We start from the raw sequence: 20715 nt of genomic DNA, 5'->3' as shown, positions 1-20715 counted from the left end.
GCCGCCGTGCGCCACGCGCTGGCCCAGATCGCCGCCGACGCGCGGATCACCGGGCTCCTCGGCGTCGAGCCGGACGCCCTGACACCGGAACAACTGGACGCCGCCGCCGACGACCTGAGCGCCCGCCTCGACGACGCCGTGACCACCGCCGAGCGCACCCTGTTCGACCTGCGCACCGCGGCCGCCGACGACGCGCGCATCCTCGCCGCCCTCGGGGACGGCGGCCTGCTGCCGCCCGGCCCGGACGTGCTGGCCACGGTCGAGTACCTGGGCGAGCACGGCGTCCCGGCGCTGCCCGGCTGGCGCTACCTGGCCCAGTCGGTCGATCCGGTGGACCACGAGCGGATTCTGACGGCCCGTCCGCAACTGGTCGACGGCGTCATCGTCACCGATCCGGACGGACTCGGCCGGGCCCGGGAGATCCTGGCCGCGGCGTCGCTGCTGCCCCGGTCGGCCGTCGCCGTCGGCACCGCGGCCACCCTGCTCGCGCCGATCACCGCCGAGCCGGACCACAGCGGCGTCTTCCTGGTTCCGCCGAACCCGGCCATGCACGACGAGTCCGCCGCCGACGACGAGCGCCGCCAGCTGCGCGACCGCGCCGCCGCCCGGGACGAGCAGATCCGCGAACTCGCCGCCCGCCTGGGCGCGGACCGCCTGCTCAGCGGTCGGCTCACGGCCTTCCGCGCCGCCTGCCCGGCGGGCAGGCTGGCCGAGCTGGCCGCCGACGTCGAGGCGGCCCGCACCGCGCTCGAGGCCGCGCTCGCCGAGCGCACCGCCGCCCGCGCCGAGCACACGGAGGCGGAGCAGGAGCGCGCCGAGGCCGCCCGCGTCCGCGAGGACCGGCTGGAGGCCGCCCAGCGCGCCCGCCGTCGGGCTGACGCCCTGTCAGGCCTGGCCCACCGGCTGCGCGAACGCGCCGCCTGGACCGCCCGCGTCCGGGCCCTGGCCGACGAGGCGGCCGAGGCCGAGCACCGCCAGGAGCTGTGCACCGAGCGCGCCCGCAACGCCGAGGAGGACCGCCGGGCCGCGCAGCGCGCGGCCGACGACGCCCGCCGCACGGTGCGCGCGCTCCGCGCCGAGCGCGCCGAACTCCCCAGCAGCGACCTGCCGGAGGACCTGGCCGCCGGCGACGCGGCCCCCGCCTCGCTGCCCGCGCTGCGCGAGGCGCACCGGGTGGCCGCGCAGCTGTACGAGAAGGTCGGCGTCGGCGCCGACCTGCGCGCCGAGCAGGCGCGTGCGGAGAGCGACGAGTCGGCGGCGCGGGCCGAGCTCGACCGGCTCACCAACAAGGTCCGCACCCGCGCCGAGGAGCTGCTGAACAGCCCCGACGGCGCCGACGGGCCCGGCCGCCAGGCGGGGGCGGCCCGTGCGGAGGATCTCGTGCAGACCATCGAGGCCCGCTCCGCCGCCGCCAGTGAGCACCTCGGCCGGCTGCGCGGCGAGGCCGAGCGGTCCGCCCCGGTCGAGGGCGACGCGCACACCGAGTTGCCCGAGGAGCTGGTGCCGCGCGACACCGAGCACGCGCTCGCGCTGCTGCGCACCGCCGCCTCCGAACTGGCCACCCGCACCGAGGCCCTGGCTGCCGCCCGGGCCGCGCACGCGGAGCTGGTCCGCGCTTTCGACGCGACCCAGCACGCCGCCGCCGAGTTCGACGAGACGGCCGCCCAACTCCGGGACGGCCTGCGGGAGTCGGAGGAGCAGCCGGAGGAGGCCGCGGCCTATGCCGGCACGCTCCCGGAGGCGCGGCACGCCGCCGCCGACGCGCGCCGCTCCCTGCGGGGCGCGAGCGCCGAGCTTTCGGCCGCCGACCTGGCGGTGCGGGACGCGAGCGACGCGCTGGTCCGGCACGCCAACTCCACCCGCTTCGAAGCCGTGCGCACCCCCGCCCGCCAGCAGATCCGCGAGCTGCCGGCCGCCGTGCTGCACGAGCACGCGGCGGCGTGGGCGGCAGCCTTCGCCCCTCGACTGCGGGTGCTGAGCGACGAGTTGGACCAGCTGGAGCGCAACCGCGACAGCATCGTCGACCGGCTCCGCGGCCTGGTCGAGTCCTCCCTGGCCACACTGCGCGCCGCGCAGCGGCTTTCGCAGCTCCCGGAGGGGCTGGGAGAGTGGTCGGGCCAGGAGTTCCTGCGCATCCGCTTCGACGAGCCGGACCAGGCGGTCCTGACGGAGCGCCTGGGCGAGGTCATCGACGAGGCGACGCGGGCCGCGGTCAGGCGCACCGGGACCGCCCAGGTCGACTGGAACCGCCGCGACGGCATGTCGCTGCTGCTGCGCGGCGTGCACGCGGCGCTGGAGCCCAAGGGTGTCGCGGTGGAGATCCTCAAGCCGGACGCGGTGCTGCGCGCGGAGCGGGTGTCGGTCAGCCAGATGTCCGACGTGTTCTCCGGCGGCCAGCTGCTCACCGCGGCGATCGCCCTGTACTGCACGATGGCGGCGCTGCGCGCCAACGACCGGGGCCAGGCCAAGCTCCGGCACGCCGGCACGCTGTTCCTGGACAACCCGATCGGCCGCGCCAACGCCACCTACCTGCTGGAGCTGCAGCGGGCGGTGGCGGACGCCCTCGGCGTCCAACTCCTCTATACGACAGGGCTGTTCGACACGACGGCGCTGGCGGAGTTCCCGCTGATCATCCGCCTGCGGAACGACGCGGACCTGAGGATGGGCCAGAAGTTCATCTCCGTCGAGGAACACCTCCGCCCCGGCCTGCCCCGCCCCGACGAGGAGGAGGCCGACATCCACGGCGCGGTCACCTCCACCAGGCTCTTCCGCCGCCCGTCCTGAGCTTCCGCCCCGCGGCTGCTGCCGCCCCGGCAGGGGCGGTCAGCGGCGCCTCGCGCCGGTCATCGGGGTGACGCCGCCCGAGCCCTGTTCCCGTTCGCGGGACGCTCGGGCGGTGATCCAGACGTCCAGCAGGAACCACGTCGAGACGAACACCCCCAGCCCGGTGAAGCCGAGCGCGGCGGGCGTGTACCGGGCGTGCCCGGCGGCGCCGAACAGCGTGAAGACCAGCAGCGTGGCCGTCACCCCGAGCGAGAGCGCGAAGCGCACCTGCGCCCTGCGGGACTCCTGCGTCACCTGCGCCATCTACGCCTCCACATACGCCACGACGATGGCCGTGCGCAGCAGGGTCACCGAGTAGATCACGCGCACACCCTCCGTCTCGTCGCGGTAGTCACGGATCAGTGGGAAGCGGGTGGGCCGGCCCAGGTCGGGGTTGTTGGCCAGCGCCGCCAGGGCGCGGTCCAGACGCCGGACCTCGGTGGCGTCGGTGAACGCGTCGACCTGCTTGCGGGCGCCCTCGGTGAACCGGACCTGGGTCCGGCGACGCCTGCTACGGGACACGCGGCCCCTCCCGCAGACCGTCGCCGCCACCCGCGCCGAGGTCGAGCCGCTGGAGCGCCAACTCCCGTATCTCCTCCCAGGGAACGCACTCGGCCGGCTCGGGCAGCCCGTTGGCGGCGATCTGCTCCAGGGCGTCGGCCAGGCTGTCCGCGCGGGCCCGCTCGTCCGCCGCCCAGGCGCGCAGGGCGTCGGCGTCCTCGGGCGCCGGCTGCTCACCGATCGAATGAGACATGACAGTTCCCCCTGCGTCTTCCCCCTGCGTCGTGGTCCGTGGCTCTCCACGCTAGAACTGACTCCCCGGTTCCGGGCCGGGTCAGTCCAGATCGACCGCGAGCTCTTCGAGAGCCCCCACCACGATGGCCCGCATGGCCTGTTCGGCACGGTCGGCGTCCCCCGCCCAGATCGCCTCGGCGACCTCGCGGTGCAACTGCACCGCGTACTCACGGGGGTGATGGGGCATCAACTGGTGCTCGGTGCGCCCGCGCAGCACGGCTTCCACGGTCTCGCGCAGGTGCGCGAACATCTCGTTGCCGCTCGCCTCCAGGATCACCGCATGGAAGTCCGCGTCGTGGCGCAGGAAGGTCTGCAGGTCCCCGGCGCGCCCCGAGACGGTCATCTCGCCGGCCAGCACACTCGTCAACCGCCGCTGCTCGTCAGTGGCATGACGGGCCGCCAGGGCCGCGGCGGCGGGTTCGACGGCGACGCGGAGCGAGCCGAGCGACCGGAGCTGCGCGGCCCGGTCGGATCCTGCGAGGCGCCAGCGGATCACCGTCGGGTTGAAGACGTCCCAGCCGGACTTCGGCCGGACGGTGATGCCGACCCGGCGCCGGGCCTCCACCATCCGCATGGACTCCAGCATCCGCACCGCCTCGCGGACCACGGTGCGCGAGACGCCGTAGCGGGACTCCAGGTCCTCGGCGCGGAGGACGGTGCCGGGAGGGATCTCGCCGCCCGCGATGGCCGGTCCGAGGTCGCTCAGCAGCTGCCCCGGCAGCCCGTGGTTGTCCATCCGTCCAGGTTAGAGGGGGTACCCGCAGCTCAGAGGAATAGGCTCGCTTAGATATGACTTTTAGGTCACAGCCCCTTGAATAAGTCATACGTTTGGCTGATAGTTGGGCCTGCGTCACTGAAGAACGGAGCCACACAGATGGGTCTCAACGTCGAGAACCGGTCCACGAGCGCCAATCCGGCGATCGTGGTGATGGGAGTCGCGGGCGTGGGCAAGACCACCGTCGCCCAGGCCCTCGCCGCCGAACTGGGCCTGCCCTACGGCGAGGCGGACGACTTCCACCCGCAGGCCAACATCGACAAGATGGCCGCCGGGATCCCTCTCGACGACGCCGACCGCGATCCGTGGCTGCGGGCCATCGGGACCTGGCTCGGCGCCCAGGCGACCGCCGGGAACGGAGCCGTCGTCACCTGCTCCGCGCTCAAGCGCAGCTACCGCGACACCCTCCGCGCCTACTGCCCCGACGCGTTCTTCCTGCACCTGACCGGCTCGCGCGAGCTGGTCGAGGACCGGCTCGCGCACCGCAGCGGCCACTTCATGAAAACCCACATGCTCGACTCCCAGCTCGCCATCCTCGAGCCGCTGCAGGCGGACGAGAACGGCGCCGTGCTGGACGTCGACGCCGACCCCCAGACCCTCGCGGCCAAGGCCGCGGCCCTTCTGCGACCCGTCAACGGAGACCTCGCATGACCCCCAACCTCCTGCTGGCAGCCGGCAGTTCGACCAGCTCCGCGCCTGCCCTGGCGCACAGCGGCAGCAACACCCAGCTGCTGATCGCCGCCCTGCTCGGGATCGCCGCCATCGTCGGACTGATCACCAAGCTGAGGGTGCACCCGTTCCTCGCGCTGACCCTCGGCTCGATCGTGCTCGCCGCGGTGGCAGGCGTCCCGTTCGACAAGCTGACCACGAGTTTCGCCACCGGCTTCGGCGCCACGGTCACCAGCGTCGGCCTGCTCATCGGCCTCGGTGCGATGCTCGGCAAGCTGTTGGCGGACTCCGGCGGCGCCAACGTCGTCGCGGACACGGTGCTGGCCAAGGCGCAGGGCCGGAAGCTGCCCTGGGCCATGGCCCTGATCGCCGCGCTGCTCGGCCTGCCGCTGTTCTTCGAGATCGGCGTCGTGCTGCTGATCCCGATCGTGCTGCTGGTCGCCCGCCGCGGAAACCTGCCGCTGCTGCGCGTCGGCATCCCCGCCCTGGCCGGCCTGTCCGTCCTGCACGGCCTGGTCCCCCCGCACCCCGGCCCGCTCGTCGCCATCGACGCCCTGCACGCCGACCTCGGCACGACGCTGGCGCTCGGCCTGCTGGTCGCCGTCCCCACGCTGATCATCGCGGGCCCCCTGTTCGCCCGTGTCGCCGAGCGCTGGGTCGGCCCGCTGGCGGTCCCGGAGGCCACGCTGCCCGAGCAGCGCAGTGACGTCGACCAGCCCGTGCCCCGCTTCGGCGCGGTGCTCGCGACGATCCTGCTGCCGGTGGTGCTGATGCTGGTCAAGGCCCTGTTCGACGTGGTCGTCGACAACCCGGCCAACACCGGTCAGCGCATCTTCGACTTCGTCGGCTCGCCGCTGCTGGCCCTGCTGATCTCGGTCCTCGTCGCGATGTTCACGCTGGGCCGCGCGGCCGGCTTCACGAAGGACCGGATCTCGGCGACCATCGGTTCGGCGCTGGCCCCGATCGCGGGCATCGTCTTCATCGTGGGCGCGGGCGGCGGCTTCAAGCAGACCCTCGTGGACGTCGGTGTCGGCGACGCCATCAGCTCGGGCGCGGCCAAGCTGCACATCTCCGCACTGCTGCTGGGCTGGCTGATCGCCGTCCTGATCCGCCTCGCGACGGGCTCGGCCACGGTCGCCACGGTCACGGCCGCGGGCATCGTCAGCCCCCTCGCGGCAGGCATGTCCACCACCCACGCCGCGCTGCTGGTGCTGGCGGTCGGCGCCGGGTCGCTGTTCTTCTCGCACGTCAACGACGCGGGTTTCTGGCTGGTGAAGGAGTACTTCGGGATGACGGTCGGTCAGACCGTCAAGTCCTGGTCGATGATGGAGACCGTCATCTCGGTGACCGCCATCGTCATCATCCTGCCCCTCGGCCTCCTCCTGTAGTTGCAACCCCCGCCGGAGGCGCAGCCTCCTGGGGTGCGAGGAACTGCGCGAGAAACCCACCACCCACGGAGGTCCGACCCCATCTGCGGGACGGACCTCCCCGGGTGGTGGGTTTCTCGCGCAGTTCCTCCCCCACCCTTCGGGCGGGGTACCCGCAGCGCCCCTGGAGGGTGCAACTACCCCTTGAGGAAGGCCTCGACCTCCGCGCGGACCTCCGGGGTGTCCAGGCCGCGGACCGTCATCGTCGTCCTGCGGCGCAGGACGTCGTCCGCCGTGTAGGCCCACTCGTGCTTGGCCGCGTAGGCCACCTGGGCCCAGATGTCCGGGCCGTCGGGGTGGATGGGGTTGCCCAACTGCGGGTTCTCCGCAATCAGTTGGGCGATCTCGAAGGACAGCGTCCCGTAGTGTGTGGCCAGGTGACGGGCCACCAGCGGGTCCATCCGGGCTCCGGGCTCGCGGTCAACCAGCAGGCGGTGGGCCACGGCGTTCGGGCTGGCGACGCCCGGCAGTGGCACGGTGCGGGGGATCTCCGCCATGTCGTCGGCCAGGCCGACGCCCGGGACGTGGGCCAGCTTCTCCATGACGACCCGTCCGATGTGGCGGTACGTCGTCCACTTGCCGCCCGCGACCGACAGCATGCCGCCGCGGCCCTCGGTCACCACGGTCTCCCGCTTCGCGGCGGCCGTGTCGCCGGGGCCGCCGGGCAGCACCCGCAGGCCGGCGAAGGAGTAGGTGATCAGCGAGCGGTCCAGGTGCTCGTCGCGGATGGCGTGCCCGGCCTCGCCCAGGATCTGGTCGAGGTCCGCCTCCGTCGGGCGCACGTCCGCCGGGTCGCCGGTGTACTCCTCGTCCGTCGTGCCGAGCAGGACGTGGTCCTCCCACGGAATCGCGAACGAGACACGGTACTTGTCGATCGGGATGGTCAGCGCCGCCCGCCAGGGCGAGCGCCGCTTGACGACCACATGGGCGCCCTTCGACAGCCGGATGCTCGGGGAGGCGCCCGAGTCCTCCATCTTCCGCAGGTGGTCCACCCACGGGCCGGTGGCGTTGAGCACCAGCCGTGCGTCCACCCCGAACTCGGTCCCGTCCAGCCGGTCGCGGACCTCCGCGCCGGTCACCCGGCCGCCGGTGAACCGGAGCCCGGTCACCTCGGCGTGGTTGAGCACCACCGCCCCCGAGTCCACCGCCGCGCGCACGGTCATCACGGCCACGCGCGAGTCGTTCATCTGATGGTCGCCATAGACGGCCACCGAGCGCAGCCCCTCGGTCCGCAGCGCGGGCACCTGCTGCGCCGCGTGCGCGGCCGTGGAGACGCGCCCCATGCCGTCGCGGAACGCGGACAGCGCCGAGTACAGGAAGACGCCCGCGCCCAGCTTCGGGGCGGAGTGCGGGCCGCCCTTGTAGACCGGCACGAAGAAGGTGAGCGGGTTCACCAGGTGCGGGGCGACGTCGGTGGCCAGGGCCCGCCGCTCCTTGTGGTTCTCCGCGACCAGCTTCACCGCGCCGGTCTGCAGGTAGCGCAGGCCGCCGTGGACGAGCTTGGACGAGGCGCTGGAGGTGGCGCCGGCGAAGTCGCCGCCGTCCACCATGGCGACGCGCAGGCCGGACTGGGCCGCGGTCCAGGCCACCGCCGTGCCCAGGATGCCGCCGCCGATCACCAGCAGGTCGTAGGTGGCGGAGCTGAGCAGCTCGCGCGACTGGGCGCGGCTCATCGTGTGGTTGGCACCCAGGGTCGGGATGGTGTTCATCTCTTGGTTCCTCGTCAGAGAGTGGGAATCAGTGCGGCGGGCGGGGGTCCGGGAATCGGGGCAACGGGACGATGCAACGGGATTCGATGCAACCCCCGCCCGCTGCAGGCTCGCTGAAGGCGGGTCAGCTCAGGACCTGTCGTCCTCGTCGATCCAGCCCATGGTGCGCTCGACCGCCTTGAGCCAGTTGCGGTACTCGCGGTCGCGGGTGGCCTCGTCCATGCGCGGGGTCCACTCGGCGGCGCGGTGCCAGTTGGCGCGCAGCGTGTCGAGGTCGGGCCAGAAGCCGACCGCCAGGCCGGCCGCGTAGGCGGCGCCCAGGGCGGTGGTCTCGGCCACGTAGGGGCGCTCGACGGGGACGTCGAGCACGTCGGCGATGTTCTGCATGAGGAGGTTGTTGCTGGTCATGCCGCCGTCCACCTTGAGCGCGGTGAGCGTGACGCCGGAGTCCTTCTCCATCGCGTCGACGACCTCGCGGGTCTGCCAGGCGGTGGCCTCCAGCACGGCGCGGGCCAGGTGACCCTTCGTCACATAGCGGGTCAGGCCGGTGATCACGCCGCGGGCGTCGGAGCGCCAGTAGGGGGCGAACAGGCCGGAGAAGGCGGGGACGATGTAGGCGCCGCCGTTGTCCTCGACGGTGGAGGCGAGGGTCTCGATCTCGGCCGCGGTGGAGATGATGCCGAGCTGGTCGCGCAGCCACTGCACCAGCGAACCGGTGACGGCGATGGAGCCCTCCAGGGCGTAGACGGGCTGCTGGTCGCCGATCCGGTAGCCGACCGTGGTGAGCAGGCCGTGGTAGGAGTTGACCACCCGCTCACCGGTGTTGAGCAGCAGGAAGGTGCCGGTGCCGTAGGTGGACTTGGCCTCGCCCTCGTCGAAGCAGGTCTGGCCGAACAGCGCCGCCTGCTGGTCGCCCAGCGCCGAGGCGACCGGCACGCCCTCCAGCACGCCGACGGCGGTGCCGTAGACCTCGGCGGAGGAGCGGATCTCCGGGAGGACCGAGAGCGGCACCTCCATGGACTCGGCGATCTTCTCGTCCCACTCCAGCGTGTGCAGGTTCATCAGCATGGTGCGCGAGGCGTTGGTGACGTCGGTGACGTGCCTGCCGCCGTTGACGCCGCCGGTCAGGTTCCAGATGACCCAGGTGTCCATGGTGCCGAAGAGGATGTCCCCGGCCTCGGCCCGCTCGCGCAGGCCCTCGACGTTGTCGAGCAGCCAGCGGATCTTCGGCCCCGCGAAGTAGGAGGCGAGCGGCAGCCCGGTCTCGCGGCGGAACCGGTCCTGGCCCACGTTGCGGCCCAGTTCCTTGCACAGCTCCTCGGTGCGGGTGTCCTGCCACACCAGGGCGTTGTGCACCGGCTGCCCGGTGTGCCGGTCCCACAGGACCGTGGTCTCGCGCTGGTTGGTGATGCCGATGGCGCGGATGTCGGTGCGGCTCAGTCCGGCCTTGGCCAGCGCTCCGGCGATGACCGACTGGACGCGGGTCCAGATCTCCGTGGCGTCGTGCTCCACCCAGCCCGGCTGCGGGAAGATCTGGCTGTGCTCCTGCTGGTCGACGGCGACGATCCGGCCGTCCGCGCCGAAGATGATGCAGCGGCTCGAGGTCGTGCCCTGGTCGATGGCGGCGATGTACTGCCCAGTGCTGGTCATGAAGTCCTCATTGACGTCAGGTGAGTTGATGTCGGCTCAGGTAACGCGGCTCAGGTGGTGCAGGCTCAAGTAACGCAGACTCAGAAGGCCGCGTTGAAGAGGGCGCCCGCGAGCAGTCCCCCGATCGCCGGACCCACCACGGGAATCCAGGCGTAGCCCCAGTCCGAGGTGCCCTTCTTCGGGATCGGCAGCAGGGAGTGGACGATGCGCGGACCGAGGTCGCGCACCGGGTTGATCGCGTAGCCGGTCGGGCCGCCCAGCGAGAGGCCGATGCCGACGACGGTGAAGCTGGTGATCAGGATGCCCATGCCGGACAGGCCGAGCTCCTTGTTGAGGCCCTGGGTGAGGATCAGCAGGCAGAGCACCACGGTGGCGATGATCTCGGTGATCAGGTTCTGCACCGGGTTCCGGATCTCCGGGCCGGTGGCGAAGATGCCGAGGGTGGGCTCGTCGTTCTCCTGGAACTGCCCGAGGTAGGTCAGCCAGACCAGCACCGCGCCGAGCATGGCGCCGAGGATCTGCCCGGCAAAGTAGACCGGTACATGGCTCCAGTCGCCCGACTTCACCGCGATGGACAGGGTGACCGCGGGGTTGAGATGGGCACCGGAGAGCGAGCTGGAGGTGTAGGCCGCGACCAGGACCGCGAAGCCCCAGCCGAAGGTGATGGCGACCCAGCCGGCGTTCAGCGCCTTGGAGCGCTTCAGGGTCACCGCGGCGCAGACGCCGCCGCCGAGGAGGATCAGCAGCGCGGTGCCGATCAGCTCCCCGACAAAGATGTGGCCGTTGGACACAAGGACTCCCGGAGGGGTGGTGAGGGAAGAGACGTCCATCGTTCGACAATGTCGACCGTCGTGCGAGAGTCTGACCCGGCGCAAGGCCGCACGTCAAGGCTGCGCTCCTGTGATTTCGGAAGTCCGACACATGCTGATAAATCACCCAGATACGGCGAGCCGAGGGGCTGCACCGCCCCGGCGCCGAGGGGTCAGAAGCGCGGTGCGCCCAGGTCGCGGGAGATGGACCGGGCCGCCTCGCGCACCTGGACCACGAGCTCGGGCCGGACCGTGCCGGCCTCGCACAGCCGCTCCACGGGGCCGTTGACGGCCACCGCGCCGACGGGGTTGCGCCGCCGGTCCTTGATCAGCGCGGCCACCGAGGCCACGCCCGGCCAGGTCTCCTCGACGGAGGCGGCCCAGCCGCGTTCGCGGGTGAGCGCCGCCTCCTCGTCGATGTCGAGCAGGTCGGTGAGCGTGCGGGAGGTGAAGGCCTCGCGCTCCTGCTCGTCCAACTCGGCCCGGGCCACCGGGTCGTGGGCCAGCAGCACCTTGCCGAGTGCGGTGGAGTGAAGCGGCTGCATGCTGCCGACCTCGAGCACCTGGCGCGTGTCGTCGGGCCGGAAGACGTGATGGACGATCAGCACGCCGTGCTGGTGCAGGACTCCGAGGTAGACCGTCTCATTGCTGGCCCGGGCCAGGTCGTCCGCCCACACCAGCGCCCGGGCGCGCAGCTCGTGGACGTCGAGGTAGCTCTGGCCGAGCCGGAGCAGCTCGGCGCCGAGCTGGTACTTGCCGCTGTCGGGGTCCTGCTCGACGAAGCCCTCCTGCTGCAGCGTGCGCAGGATGCCGTGGGCGGTCCCCTTGGCCAGTCCGAGCGCGGCGGCGACGTCGGACAGCCCGAGCCGCCGCTCGCCGCCCGCGAGCAGCCGCAGGATCGCGGCCGCACGTTCGAGCGACTGGATCGGGCCGGGCATGCGCTACCTCCACGACTGGCGGTCGACAATGTCGACCGAGGGACTAGTCAGAGTGTGCCACCGTCGCCGGTGCGCACTCCACTCAGCTCGCCGTCCGCAGGACGAGGGCCAACTCCCGGATCTGGTCCGGCCCGACACGGCAGCACCCGCCGACGAGCCGGGCGCCCGCCGCCACCCAGGCGCCCACGCGTGCGGCGTCGAAGGTGGCCGGCCCGGTCCAGGAACGGGCCTCAGCATCCCAGCCCTCGCCGCTGTTCGGGTACACCACGACCGGCTTCCCGGTCACCTCGGCGGCGAGCGCGACGGCGTCCGTCGCCTCTTCCGGCGCAAGGCAGTTGACGCCGACGGCGAGCACCTGGTCGTTGCCGCGGGCGAGCGCGAACGCCTCCGCGAGCGGCTGCCCGGCCCGGGTCCGGCCGTTCGCCGTGCTGTAGGAGAGCCAGACCGGGACGCCGAGCCCGGCGACAGCGTCGAGCACCGCCTCGGCCTCGTCGGCGTCGGGGACGGTCTCGATGGCCAGCACGTCCGGCCCGGCGGAGGCCAGGACCTCGGCGCGGGGGCGGTGAAAGTCCGTCAACTCCCGTTTGGTGAGGCCGTAGCGGCCCCGGTACTCGCTGCCGTCGGCGAGCACGGCCCCGTAGGGGCCGATGCTCGCGGCGACGAAGCGGCTGCCCGCGTCGCGCGCCAGCACGACGGAACGGCGGAGCAGGGCCTCGGCGGCGGCCCGGTCGATGCCCGCCTTCTCGAAGCCCTGGAAGCTCGCCTGGTAGCTGGCGGTGATCGCCACGTCCGCGCCTGCGGCGGCGTAGGCGGCGTGGGTGCGGAGGATCTGGTCCGGGTCGTCGGCGAGGAGGCGGGCCGACCAGAGCGCGTCGGTGAGGTCGTTCCCCTGTGACTCCAGCTGGTTCGACATGCCGCCGTCCAGCAGGAGCGCGTTCCCGCGCTGCCGCAGCGCTGCCGCAAAGCCATCCACCATGCCCGCACTGTACCGGTGACCTGCGCCCCCGCCCCCCGTGAGGGGCCGAAGGCCCCGTCAGGGGCGCGGGGCTGAGGTCAGCTGCGCAGGCGGGCGCCGCCGTCGATGGGGAGGACGACGCCCGTGGTGAAGCCGTTGCCGATCAGGAAGGCGATCGCGTCCGCGACCTCCTCCGGGCGGCCGGGGCGGCCGACCGGCGTGCCCGCCGCCGCGCCGTGGACGGCCTCGGCGCGGGCCTCCTCGGGGATCCAGCTCCACCACTCCGTGTCGATGACCCCGGGCGAGACCGCGTTGACCCGGCGCGGGGCCAGCTCCGCCGCGAGGATGCGGGAGGCCGTCTCCACCGCCGCGTTCACCGAGCCGAGCGCCACCAGACCCGTGCCGGACAGCTGTGAACTCACCGCGCCCACCAGCGTGATGGACCCGGCCTCGTCCAGCGTGGCCAGCGACTCCCGCGCGGCCAGCAGGTGGGGCAGCAGCTTCCCCTCCGTGTGGCGGCGCAGCTCACTCGCCGTCAGGTCCGCCAAGGACGTCACCCCGCCGCGTTCGGTGACCGCCACGACCAGGTGGTGGAACGGCCCCACCTCGTCGAAGAAGCGCCGCAGCGACTCCTCGTCCGTGGCGTCCACCGCGGCGCCGGCCGCGCCGCAGCGTTCCCGGGCGGTCGCCAGCCGCTCCTCGCTGCGGCCGCCGATCACCACCTCGTACCCCCGCTTGCGCAGCAGCTCCGCCGTCGCCAGGCCGATCCCGGAAGTCCCCCCGACGATGACCACGCGCTCGCTCATGTCTGTACACCCCTCACACAACAAGCCGTACCAGCCGATGCCTTTCGAGGCACCGTGCCTCGATTCTGTATCGAGACACCGTGCCTTGTAAAGTGCCGCCATGAGCAGACCCCGCAGTGACGCGGCCCACCGGGCCATCCTCGACGCGGCCCTCGCACTCGCCGTCGAGCACGGCTACACCGGCGTGACCATCAAGGGCATCGCCGAGCGCGCGGGCGTGGGCCGGCAGACGGTCTACCGCTGGTGGCCCACCCGCGGCGCGGTTCTGCTGGAGGCGATGGGGGAGATCGGCGCCGCCCACGGGGCGCCCGAGCCCAGCGGCGACCCGGTGGCCGACCTGCGCACCTTCCTCGACGCCACGTTCACCCTGGCCGCCAAGCGCCCAGTCGTGGACGTGCTCCTCGGCCTGACCTCCGACGCGTTCGCCGACCCGGCCCTCCGGGCAGACATGCGTCGCTACATCGCGGGCCGCCGCGCCCTGCTCCACGAGGTGCTGGAGCGGCAGCAGGGCTGGACCGTCCCCGTGGACACCGTCGTCGACATGGTGTTCGGGGCGATGTGGTACCGGCTGATGAACGAGCACGCGCCCGTCGGGCACCAGCTGACCCGCGAGATCCTCGACGTCACCGCCGCCCTGCGCTCCTGACGGGGCGTCGGACCGGATCAGCCTGGCAGCCCGGTCGGAGCCGAACGGATGTGACCAGGTCGGCCCTGGCGTCTCCGGCGATCACATGGCAGATTCCTTCCTGGCAGCGAGACCCGACCCGACGACGTGCCGGAGGCATGCCATGACCAGCGCCGCGAGTGAACCGACTCCCCTGTGGCGCCCCGACCCCGACCGAGCCGGGAACACCCGGCTGGTCCGGTTCCAGAACTGGGCCGCCGCCCACCACGGCGCGCCCGAAGGTGACTACGCTGCCCTGCACCAGTGGTCCGTGGACCACCTGGAGGACTTCTGGCGGGCCGTCACCGAGTGGTTCGACGTCCGCTTCACCACCCCGCCCACCGCGGTGCTCGGCGGCAGCGCCATGCCCGGGGCCGAGTGGTTCCCCGGGGCCACCCTCAACTACGCCGAGCAGGCCCTGCGCCACGGCGGGGACCCCGCCCGCGCCGCCGACCCGGCGATCCTGCACCTGGACGAGGCCAGCCCCGAGCCCACCGTGCTCACCTGGGGCGAGCTGCGCGCCCAGGTCGCCTCCCTGGCAGGGGAGTTGCGCCGCCTCGGGATCGGTCCGGGCGACCGCGTCGCCGCATACGTCCCCAACATCCCTCAGGCGGCGGTCGCCCTGCTCGCCACGGCCGCCGTGGGCGCGGTGTGGACCAGCTGCGCGCCGGACTTCGGCGCCCGCAGCGTGCTCGACCGCTTCCAGCAGATCGAGCCCGCCGTCCTGTTCGCCGTCGACGGCTACCGCTACGGCGGCAGGACGCACGACCGCGCCGAGGTCGTCGCGGAGCTGCGCCGCGAACTGCCCACCTTGCGGCACGTGGTGCACATCCCCGTGCTGGGGACCGAGCAGCCCGAAGCGACCCTCGCCTGGAGCGAACTGACCAGCAGTCAGCACGCGCTCGCCTTCGAGCCCGTGCCCTTCGACCACCCGCTGTGGGTGCTCTACTCCTCGGGCACCACCGGCCTGCCCAAGGCCATCGTGCAGGGCCACGGCGGCATCGTCCTGGAGCACCTCAAGGGCGCCGGGCTCCACCTCGACCTCGGCCCGGAGGACCGGTTCTTCTGGTACACCTCCACCGGCTGGATGATGTGGAACTACCTGCTGGCCGGCCTGCTCGTGGGCGCGAGCATCGTCACCTACGACGGCAGCCCCGGCTATCCGGCCGCGGACGCCCAGTGGCAGCTGGCCGCCAAGGCCGAGGTCACCGTCTTCGGCACCTCCGCCGCCTACGTCATGGCCTGCAAGAAGGCCGACGTCCACCCGGGCCGCGACCTGGACCTGCACCGGCTGCGGGCGATCGGGACCACCGGCTCGCCGCTGCCGCCCGACGGCTTCCAGTGGATCTACGACGAGATCAGCCCGGACGTCTGGCTCGCCTCGGTCAGCGGCGGCACCGACGTCTGCGCCTGCTTCGTCGGCGGCGTGCCCACGCTGCCGGTGTACCTGGGCGAGATCCAGGCCCCCTGCCTCGGCGTGGCCGTCGAGTCGTGGAGCCCGGACGGCAAGCCGCTGACCGACGAGGTCGGCGAACTCGTCGTCACCAAGCCCATGCCGTCCATGCCGCTGTACTTCTGGAACGACCCGGAGGGCCACCGGTACCACGACAGCTACTTCGACATGTTCCCCGGCGTCTGGCGCCACGGGGACTGGATCACCGTCACCTCCCGGGGCACGGTGGTGATCCACGGCCGCTCCGACTCCACGCTCAACCGGCAGGGCGTGCGGATGGGCTCGTCCGACATCTACGAGGTCGTCGAGCGCCTGCCGCAGATCAGGGAGTCACTGGTCATCGGCCTCGAGCAGCCGGACGGCGGCTACTGGATGCCGCTCTTCGTGGTACTCGCGGAGGACGCCGTCCTCGACGACGAGCTGAAGAAGCAGATCGCGACCTCCCTGCGGACCGAACTGTCACCCCGTCACGTCCCCGACGAGGTGATCCCGGTGGCCGCGCTGCCGCACACGCTGACCGGGAAGCGCATCGAGGTCCCGGTCAAGCGCATCCTCGGCGGCACACCGGTCGAGAAGGCGGTCAACCCCGGGTCCATCGACAACCCCGCCGCCCTCAGCGCCTTCGAGCAGCTCGCCCGCGAACGCGCCTGAGGTCCGCCTGAGACCCGGCACACGGCGCGAGGGCCCCGCCCGTCCGGCGGGGACCCTCGCGCCGTCCCGGCTCACGCCCGGCAGACGATCTCCCCGTGCAGGACGCTGAACCAGCCGTCAGCGTCCGCGGCCCAGCGCTGCCAGGCCTCGGACAGCCGGCCCAGGTCCTCCTCCGTGGCGAAGCCCTCCGCGACCGCCTGCTTCGCGATGCCTGACGCCACGATCCGCTCCGCCCACATGCCGCCCCACCACGCGCGGTCCTCGTCGTCGGCGAAGCACCACGTCGAGGACGAGCTGCGCACCTCGGCGAACCCCGCCTGCCGGGCCCAGGCCCGCAGCTCCCGCCCCGCGTCGGGCGCGCCGCCGTTGGCCCGCGCGACGCGGTGGTACAGCGCGTTCCACTCCTCCAGCTCGGGCAGTACGGGGAACCAGGTGAAGCCCGCGTAGTCCGAATCCCGGGCCGCGACGATCCCACCCGGTCGGCAGACCCGGCGCATCTCCCGCAGCGCCCGCACCGGGTCGGCCACGTGCTGCAGCACCTGGTGCGCGTGCACGACGTCGAACGAGTCGTCAGGGAACGGCAGTTCATGCACGTCCGCCACCTGGAACGCGACCCCGGGCGCCGCGGCGCGGGCCTGCTCCAGCACCTCGTCCGCGCTGTCCACGCCGACGACCCTGCCCACGCGCTCGGCCAGACCCGCGGTGATCGTGCCCGGGCCGCAGCCCACGTCCAGCAGTTCGTGCTCGGGCTTCAGCTCCGGCAGCAGGTACGCCGCCGAGTTCTCCACGGTGCGCCAGGTGTGCGAGCGCAGCACGGAACCGTGGAAGCCATGGGTGTAACGAGCCTGATCCTGTGTCATGTCGACCTCCCTGCAACGGAATCCTAAGCACAATCCAAATAGCGAGAAGATCTGTTTCGCATAGCGAGACGTGAAAGCAATCCGACTGGCGCACCCGGGCTTCTCTGCGCCACGATCCGTACAGGAGCATGACGAGGGGACAGAAATGACAGAGCGCACGGCCGCCGCCCGCCCCGCCACCATCACGAACGACGGCAGCAGCGGACCCTCCCGCAGCCTGATCTGGCTCGCCCTCGGCATCGTCTACGTGGTCTGGGGGTCCACCTACCTGGCCATCCGCTACGCCGTGGAGACCATGCCGCCCTTCCTCTCGGCGGCGGCCCGCTTCCTGGTGGCCGGCGTGCTCCTCGCCGGCCTCGTCGCCTGGCGCAGCGGACCGTCCGCCCTGCGGGTCAGCCCGCGGCAACTGGGCTCCGCCGCCCTCGTCGGCCTGCTCCTGCTGGTCGGCGGCAACGGCCTGGTCGTGCTGGCCGAGACGCACATCCCCTCCGGACTCGCCGCGCTCCTGGTCGCCTCGGTGCCGCTGTGGGTGATCGTGCTGCGCCTGATCACCCGCGACCGGCCCACCGGCCGCAGCGTCATCGGCGTCCTGCTCGGCTTCGCCGGACTCGTCGTGCTCACCGTCCCCGGCATATCCGGACAGGTGAAGCTCAGCGGCGTGCTGCTGGTGCTCTTCGGAGCCCTGCTCTGGTCCCTCGGCTCCTTCGGATCGAGCCGCCTGCCCATGCCGGCCAACCCCTTCACCGCCTCCTCCTACGAGATGCTGGCGGGCGGGCTCGGCGACCTGGCCCTCGGCCTGATCCGGGGCGAGCAGCACGGCCTCGACGTCGGCGCGATCAGCACCGCCTCCTGGCTCGGCCTCGGCTACCTGATCGTCTTCGGCTCCCTCATCGCCTTCACGGCCTTCGCCTGGCTGCTGCAGAAGGCCCCGCTCTCCCTCGTCGCCACCTACGCCTACGTGAACCCGGTCGTCGCCGTCTTCCTCGGTTGGCTCTTCCTCGCCGAGGCCGTCACCTGGCCCATCGCCCTCGGCGGCGCCATCGTGGTGGCCGGCGTGTGCGTGGTGGTCGGCTCGGAGAGCCGCAGCCGTTAGCGCCGCCCGGTTGCCGCGTGCGGCCCTGGGACNTCAGCGCGACTCTACCGCTGCGGCCTCTGCCGCAAAAGCCCTCCGGGCGGCCGCCGCCCGGCGGACCCGTCCCGGGACGGGCAAGGGGCCTCCCGCCGCACCCGCAGTGGAAGGCCCCTACACCTGGCGGAACGTCACTCCCCGGACAGCACCTGGCTCGCCGCGGCCCGCGCCTCCGCCGCCGAGTCCGTCGCCCGCGCCGCCGCGGCCGCGCGCTCGCACTGCGCGAGCGTCACCTTCGCCAACTGCGCCCGCACGTAGGGGATCGAAGCGGCACCCATGGACAGGCTGGTCACGCCCAGGCCCGTGAGGACACAGGCGAGCACCGGGTCCGAGGCCGCTTCACCGCAGACACCGCAGCTCTTGCCGGTTGCCCGCGCCGCCTCGGCCGACAGCGCGACCAGGTCGAGCAGTGCCGGCTGCCACGGATCCTGCAGCCGCGCCACCGCCCCGACCTGCCGGTCCGCCGCGAAGGTGTACTGCGCCAGGTCGTTGGTGCCCAACGACAGGAACTCCACCTCCTCCAGGATCGACCGGGCCCGCAGCGCCGCGGAGGGGATCTCCACCATCGCGCCGAACTTCGCCCGCAGCCCCGCCTCCCGGCACGCGTCGGCGAAGGCCTTGGCATCCTGACGGTCCGCCACCATCGGGGCCATGACCTCCAGGTAGACCGGCAGCCCCTCGGCCGCCCGGGCCAGCGCCCGCAGCTGGGTCCGCAGCACCTCGGGGTGCTCCAGCAGCGTCCGCAGCCCGCGCACGCCGAGCGCGGGGTTCGGCTCGTCGGAGGGCGTGAGGAAGTCCAGCGGCTTGTCCGCGCCCGCGTCCAGCACGCGCACCACGACGCGGCCCTCCGGGAAGGCCTCCAGCACCTTGCGATAGGCCTCGACCTGCACGTCCTCGGCCGGAGCCTGCTTCGAGTCGTCCAGGAACAGGAACTCGGTGCGGAACAGGCCGACGCCCTCCGCGCCCGCCTCCAGCGCGGCCGGCAGGTCGCCCGGCCCACCGACGTTGGCCAGCAGCGGGACCATGTGCCCGTCCGAGGTCTGACCGGGCCCGGTGGACGCCGCCAGCGCCGCCTTCCGCTCGGCGGCCAGCGCCCGCAGTTCCTCCTGCTGCTCGGCCGACGGCTCGACCAGCACCTGGCCGGTGCTGCCGTCGACCGCCACGACCAAGCCCTCCGGCAGGTCCAGCGCACCGGGCAGCGCCACGATCGCCGGTACGCCCAACGCCCTTGCCAGGATGGCACTGTGGCTCGTCGGCCCGCCCTCCTCGGTGACGAAGCCGAGCACCAGCGTCGGGTCGAGCAGGGCCGTGTCCGCGGGCGCGAGGTCGCGTGCGGTCAAGACATAGGGCTCGTCGCTGTCCGGCACCCCGGGCATCGGCACACCGAGCAGACGGGCCACGATCCGGTTCCGCACGTCGTCCAGGTCCGCGACGCGTCCCGCCAGGTACTCGCCCGCCTGGGCCAGCAGCGCCCGGTACGCGGCGAAGGCGTCGTAGACGGCCCGCGCGGCGGAGCTGCCCACCGCGATCCGTCGCTCCACGTCCGCCATCAGCTCGGGGTCCTGCGCCATCAGCGCCTGCGCCTCGAGCACGGCCTGGGCCTCGCCGCCGGCGAGGTTGCCCCGCGCCTGCAGGTCCGCGGCCACGGCCTCGACGGCCTGCTTGGCACGGGCCTGTTCCCGCGGCGCGTCCTCGGTCGGGATCTGCGTGGTCGGCGGCTCCAGCACCGCCGTGCCCATGTGCCGCACCTGCCCGATCGCCACGCCGTGGCTCACGCCCACACCCTGCAGCGTCTTCGTCATGTCACCGGTCTCCGCTCACGTGCCTACGTACTACTGGTCCTGGGCGCTTGCTACTTCCAGGTGAAGAGGGGATCGCCCGCACCGAGCTCGCCCTCCTCGCGGACGTCCGACAGAGCGTCGGCCGCGGCCTCCAGCGCCACCACGGGGCAGATGGGCGACTTGCCGGCAGCCTCGACCGCCGCAGGGTTCCACCGAACCACCGGCTGTCCGCGCTTGACGGTGTCGCCCTTGGCCGCCAGCAGTTCGAAACCCTCGCCGTTGAGCTGCACGGTGTCAATGCCGAGGTGCGTCAGTACTCCGTGGCCCTCTTCGTCGATGACGACGAAGGCGTGCGGGTGCATCGAGACGATGGTGCCGTCCACCGGCGCGACCGCCGCTCCCGGCTCCCGCAACGGGTCGATGGCAGTGCCCGGACCCACCATGGCCCCCGCGAAGACCGGATCCGGCACGGCGGCGAGTCCGATGGCGCGACCGGCCAGCGGGGACGAAACGGACGACATGGAGCCTCCTCATAGGCGTTGTCGTGCGCGCAGGCGGAGACGCCGCTGCGTCGCGGATCACACTAAATCATGTCAACTTCGGGCACTTCGGCCACACCGGCAAGTGGACTAGACCACTTGGCAGGTCCAGACTCTACGGCATCCGGGTGCGCCGAACGGGCGAGCCCGATTTGCCCCTCGGCGGGGCGGCGATGTAGCTTCTGAGTCCTGCCCGGCGGAGATCCCAGCGGATCGGCATGCCGGTCGGGGAATTCCACTGGGAATCGGAGCTGAAAAGCTCTGATAGAGTGGGAAACGAAG

The 20715-nt window shown here is 72.5% G+C and carries 19 protein-coding genes; 6 read left to right on the top strand and 13 right to left on the bottom strand.

Annotated features, from left to right (window positions below; translation table 11 throughout):
• Window positions 1-2784: coiled-coil domain-containing protein (locus ACFP3V_RS31000; RefSeq protein WP_465270119.1), on the top strand; the 2784-nt coding region annotated here is incomplete at its 5' end.
• 39 nt (window positions 2785-2823) lie between these two features.
• On the opposite strand, the gene ACFP3V_RS30995 is transcribed toward ACFP3V_RS31000, so the two are convergent.
• The 4 genes from ACFP3V_RS30995 to ACFP3V_RS30980 form a co-directional block, all read right to left on the bottom strand.
• Window positions 2824-3087 (bottom strand): hypothetical protein, encoded by a 264-nt coding sequence (locus tag ACFP3V_RS30995; protein WP_380590901.1) that lies wholly within the window; start codon window positions 3085-3087, stop codon window positions 2824-2826.
• On the bottom strand, window positions 3088-3345 hold the full coding sequence (locus tag ACFP3V_RS30990; protein ID WP_380590898.1) for a type II toxin-antitoxin system RelE/ParE family toxin: 258 nt from the start codon (window positions 3343-3345) through the stop codon (window positions 3088-3090).
• Complete coding sequence (locus tag ACFP3V_RS30985) at window positions 3335-3577, bottom strand: hypothetical protein (protein WP_380590895.1); 243 nt, start codon at window positions 3575-3577, stop codon at window positions 3335-3337. Before ACFP3V_RS30985 ends, ACFP3V_RS30990 begins: the two co-directional genes overlap by 11 nt.
• A gap of 81 nt (window positions 3578-3658) precedes the next feature.
• Window positions 3659-4354, bottom strand: coding sequence for a FadR/GntR family transcriptional regulator (locus ACFP3V_RS30980; RefSeq protein WP_380590893.1), 696 nt, complete (start codon window positions 4352-4354; stop codon window positions 3659-3661).
• Between the two features lie 138 nt (window positions 4355-4492).
• Between ACFP3V_RS30980 and ACFP3V_RS30975 the strand changes: the two genes are divergently transcribed.
• Both ACFP3V_RS30975 and ACFP3V_RS30970 read left to right on the top strand, forming a co-directional pair.
• The gene (locus ACFP3V_RS30975) at window positions 4493-5044 is read left to right on the top strand and encodes a gluconokinase (protein WP_380590891.1); all 552 of its coding nucleotides are present in this window, start codon (window positions 4493-4495) and stop codon (window positions 5042-5044) included.
• Window positions 5041-6450 (top strand): GntT/GntP/DsdX family permease, encoded by a 1410-nt coding sequence (locus ACFP3V_RS30970; RefSeq protein ID WP_380590888.1) that lies wholly within the window; start codon window positions 5041-5043, stop codon window positions 6448-6450. The genes ACFP3V_RS30975 and ACFP3V_RS30970 overlap by 4 nt, the downstream gene beginning before the upstream one ends.
• Before the next feature lie 176 nt (window positions 6451-6626).
• On the opposite strand, the gene ACFP3V_RS30965 is transcribed toward ACFP3V_RS30970, so the two are convergent.
• The 6 genes from ACFP3V_RS30965 to ACFP3V_RS30940 all read right to left on the bottom strand — a co-directional run bounded on the left by ACFP3V_RS30965 (window position 6627) and on the right by ACFP3V_RS30940 (window position 13356).
• Window positions 6627-8198, bottom strand: a complete 1572-nt coding sequence (locus tag ACFP3V_RS30965; RefSeq protein ID WP_380590885.1) for a glycerol-3-phosphate dehydrogenase/oxidase — start codon at window positions 8196-8198, stop codon at window positions 6627-6629.
• Window positions 8199-8327: 129 nt separating this feature from the next.
• Complete coding sequence (gene glpK / locus ACFP3V_RS30960; RefSeq protein ID WP_380590882.1) at window positions 8328-9848, bottom strand: glycerol kinase GlpK; 1521 nt, start codon at window positions 9846-9848, stop codon at window positions 8328-8330.
• An 80-nt stretch (window positions 9849-9928) separates the two neighbouring features.
• On the bottom strand, window positions 9929-10639 hold the full coding sequence (locus ACFP3V_RS30955) for an MIP/aquaporin family protein (RefSeq protein ID WP_380590904.1): 711 nt from the start codon (window positions 10637-10639) through the stop codon (window positions 9929-9931).
• A gap of 191 nt (window positions 10640-10830) precedes the next feature.
• A complete protein-coding gene (locus ACFP3V_RS30950) occupies window positions 10831-11595 on the bottom strand; it encodes an IclR family transcriptional regulator (RefSeq protein WP_380590879.1) in 765 nt (254 codons plus the stop codon).
• Window positions 11596-11677: 82 nt separating this feature from the next.
• Window positions 11678-12571, bottom strand: coding sequence for a homocysteine S-methyltransferase (gene mmuM / locus ACFP3V_RS30945; protein WP_380590876.1), 894 nt, complete (start codon window positions 12569-12571; stop codon window positions 11678-11680).
• A gap of 77 nt (window positions 12572-12648) precedes the next feature.
• Window positions 12649-13356, bottom strand: coding sequence for an SDR family oxidoreductase (locus ACFP3V_RS30940; RefSeq protein ID WP_380590873.1), 708 nt, complete (start codon window positions 13354-13356; stop codon window positions 12649-12651).
• Window positions 13357-13456: 100 nt separating this feature from the next.
• On the opposite strand from ACFP3V_RS30940, the gene ACFP3V_RS30935 reads away from it, so the two are divergent.
• The gene (locus tag ACFP3V_RS30935; protein ID WP_380590870.1) at window positions 13457-14002 is read left to right on the top strand and encodes a TetR/AcrR family transcriptional regulator; all 546 of its coding nucleotides are present in this window, start codon (window positions 13457-13459) and stop codon (window positions 14000-14002) included.
• 142 nt (window positions 14003-14144) lie between these two features.
• Window positions 14145-16124 (top strand): acetoacetate--CoA ligase, encoded by a 1980-nt coding sequence (locus ACFP3V_RS30930; protein ID WP_380590867.1) that lies wholly within the window; start codon window positions 14145-14147, stop codon window positions 16122-16124.
• Window positions 16125-16195: 71 nt separating this feature from the next.
• Here the strand turns inward: ACFP3V_RS30930 and ACFP3V_RS30925 are convergent, their stop codons facing one another.
• Window positions 16196-16984 (bottom strand): class I SAM-dependent methyltransferase, encoded by a 789-nt coding sequence (locus ACFP3V_RS30925; RefSeq protein ID WP_380590864.1) that lies wholly within the window; start codon window positions 16982-16984, stop codon window positions 16196-16198.
• 145 nt (window positions 16985-17129) lie between these two features.
• On the opposite strand from ACFP3V_RS30925, the gene ACFP3V_RS30920 reads away from it, so the two are divergent.
• The gene (locus ACFP3V_RS30920; RefSeq protein ID WP_380590861.1) at window positions 17130-18077 is read left to right on the top strand and encodes an EamA family transporter; all 948 of its coding nucleotides are present in this window, start codon (window positions 17130-17132) and stop codon (window positions 18075-18077) included.
• 167 nt (window positions 18078-18244) lie between these two features.
• On the opposite strand, the gene ptsP is transcribed toward ACFP3V_RS30920, so the two are convergent.
• Together ptsP and ACFP3V_RS30910 are read right to left on the bottom strand one after the other, a co-directional pair.
• Window positions 18245-19915 (bottom strand): phosphoenolpyruvate--protein phosphotransferase, encoded by a 1671-nt coding sequence (gene ptsP / locus ACFP3V_RS30915; RefSeq protein WP_380590858.1) that lies wholly within the window; start codon window positions 19913-19915, stop codon window positions 18245-18247.
• 50 nt (window positions 19916-19965) lie between these two features.
• Window positions 19966-20415, bottom strand: a complete 450-nt coding sequence (locus ACFP3V_RS30910; protein ID WP_380590855.1) for a PTS sugar transporter subunit IIA — start codon at window positions 20413-20415, stop codon at window positions 19966-19968.
• Between the last annotated feature and the right edge of the window lie 300 nt (window positions 20416-20715).

Origin of the sequence: Streptacidiphilus monticola (genome assembly GCF_042658505.1) — a bacterium.
GTDB classification, from domain to species: Bacteria; Actinomycetota; Actinomycetes; order Streptomycetales; family Streptomycetaceae; genus Streptacidiphilus; species Streptacidiphilus monticola.
The sequence above is the reverse complement of the archived record's forward strand: the minus strand, read 5'-3'. Positions and strand labels throughout refer to the sequence as shown.

Bases quoted from the DNA above. Each gene is read 5' to 3' on its own strand.
- ACFP3V_RS30995 (WP_380590901.1), bottom strand. From the start codon at position 3,087: ATGGCGCAGGTGACGCAGGAGTCCCGCAGGGCGCAGGTGCGCTTCGCG.
- ACFP3V_RS30985 (WP_380590895.1), bottom strand. From the start codon at position 3,577: ATGTCTCATTCGATCGGTGAGCAGCCGGCGCCCGAGGACGCCGACGCC.
- ACFP3V_RS30980 (WP_380590893.1), bottom strand. From the start codon at position 4,354: ATGGACAACCACGGGCTGCCGGGGCAGCTGCTGAGCGACCTCGGACCG.
- ACFP3V_RS30975 (WP_380590891.1), top strand. From the start codon at position 4,493: ATGGGTCTCAACGTCGAGAACCGGTCCACGAGCGCCAATCCGGCGATC.
- ACFP3V_RS30970 (WP_380590888.1), top strand. From the start codon at position 5,041: ATGACCCCCAACCTCCTGCTGGCAGCCGGCAGTTCGACCAGCTCCGCG.
- ACFP3V_RS30965 (WP_380590885.1), bottom strand. From the start codon at position 8,198: ATGAACACCATCCCGACCCTGGGTGCCAACCACACGATGAGCCGCGCC.
- glpK (WP_380590882.1), bottom strand. From the start codon at position 9,848: ATGACCAGCACTGGGCAGTACATCGCCGCCATCGACCAGGGCACGACC.
- ACFP3V_RS30950 (WP_380590879.1), bottom strand. From the start codon at position 11,595: ATGCCCGGCCCGATCCAGTCGCTCGAACGTGCGGCCGCGATCCTGCGG.
- mmuM (WP_380590876.1), bottom strand. From the start codon at position 12,571: ATGGTGGATGGCTTTGCGGCAGCGCTGCGGCAGCGCGGGAACGCGCTC.
- ACFP3V_RS30940 (WP_380590873.1), bottom strand. From the start codon at position 13,356: ATGAGCGAGCGCGTGGTCATCGTCGGGGGGACTTCCGGGATCGGCCTG.
- ACFP3V_RS30935 (WP_380590870.1), top strand. From the start codon at position 13,457: ATGAGCAGACCCCGCAGTGACGCGGCCCACCGGGCCATCCTCGACGCG.
- ACFP3V_RS30930 (WP_380590867.1), top strand. From the start codon at position 14,145: ATGACCAGCGCCGCGAGTGAACCGACTCCCCTGTGGCGCCCCGACCCC.
- ACFP3V_RS30925 (WP_380590864.1), bottom strand. From the start codon at position 16,984: ATGACACAGGATCAGGCTCGTTACACCCATGGCTTCCACGGTTCCGTG.
- ACFP3V_RS30920 (WP_380590861.1), top strand. From the start codon at position 17,130: ATGACAGAGCGCACGGCCGCCGCCCGCCCCGCCACCATCACGAACGAC.
- ptsP (WP_380590858.1), bottom strand. From the start codon at position 19,915: ATGACGAAGACGCTGCAGGGTGTGGGCGTGAGCCACGGCGTGGCGATC.
- ACFP3V_RS30910 (WP_380590855.1), bottom strand. From the start codon at position 20,415: ATGTCGTCCGTTTCGTCCCCGCTGGCCGGTCGCGCCATCGGACTCGCC.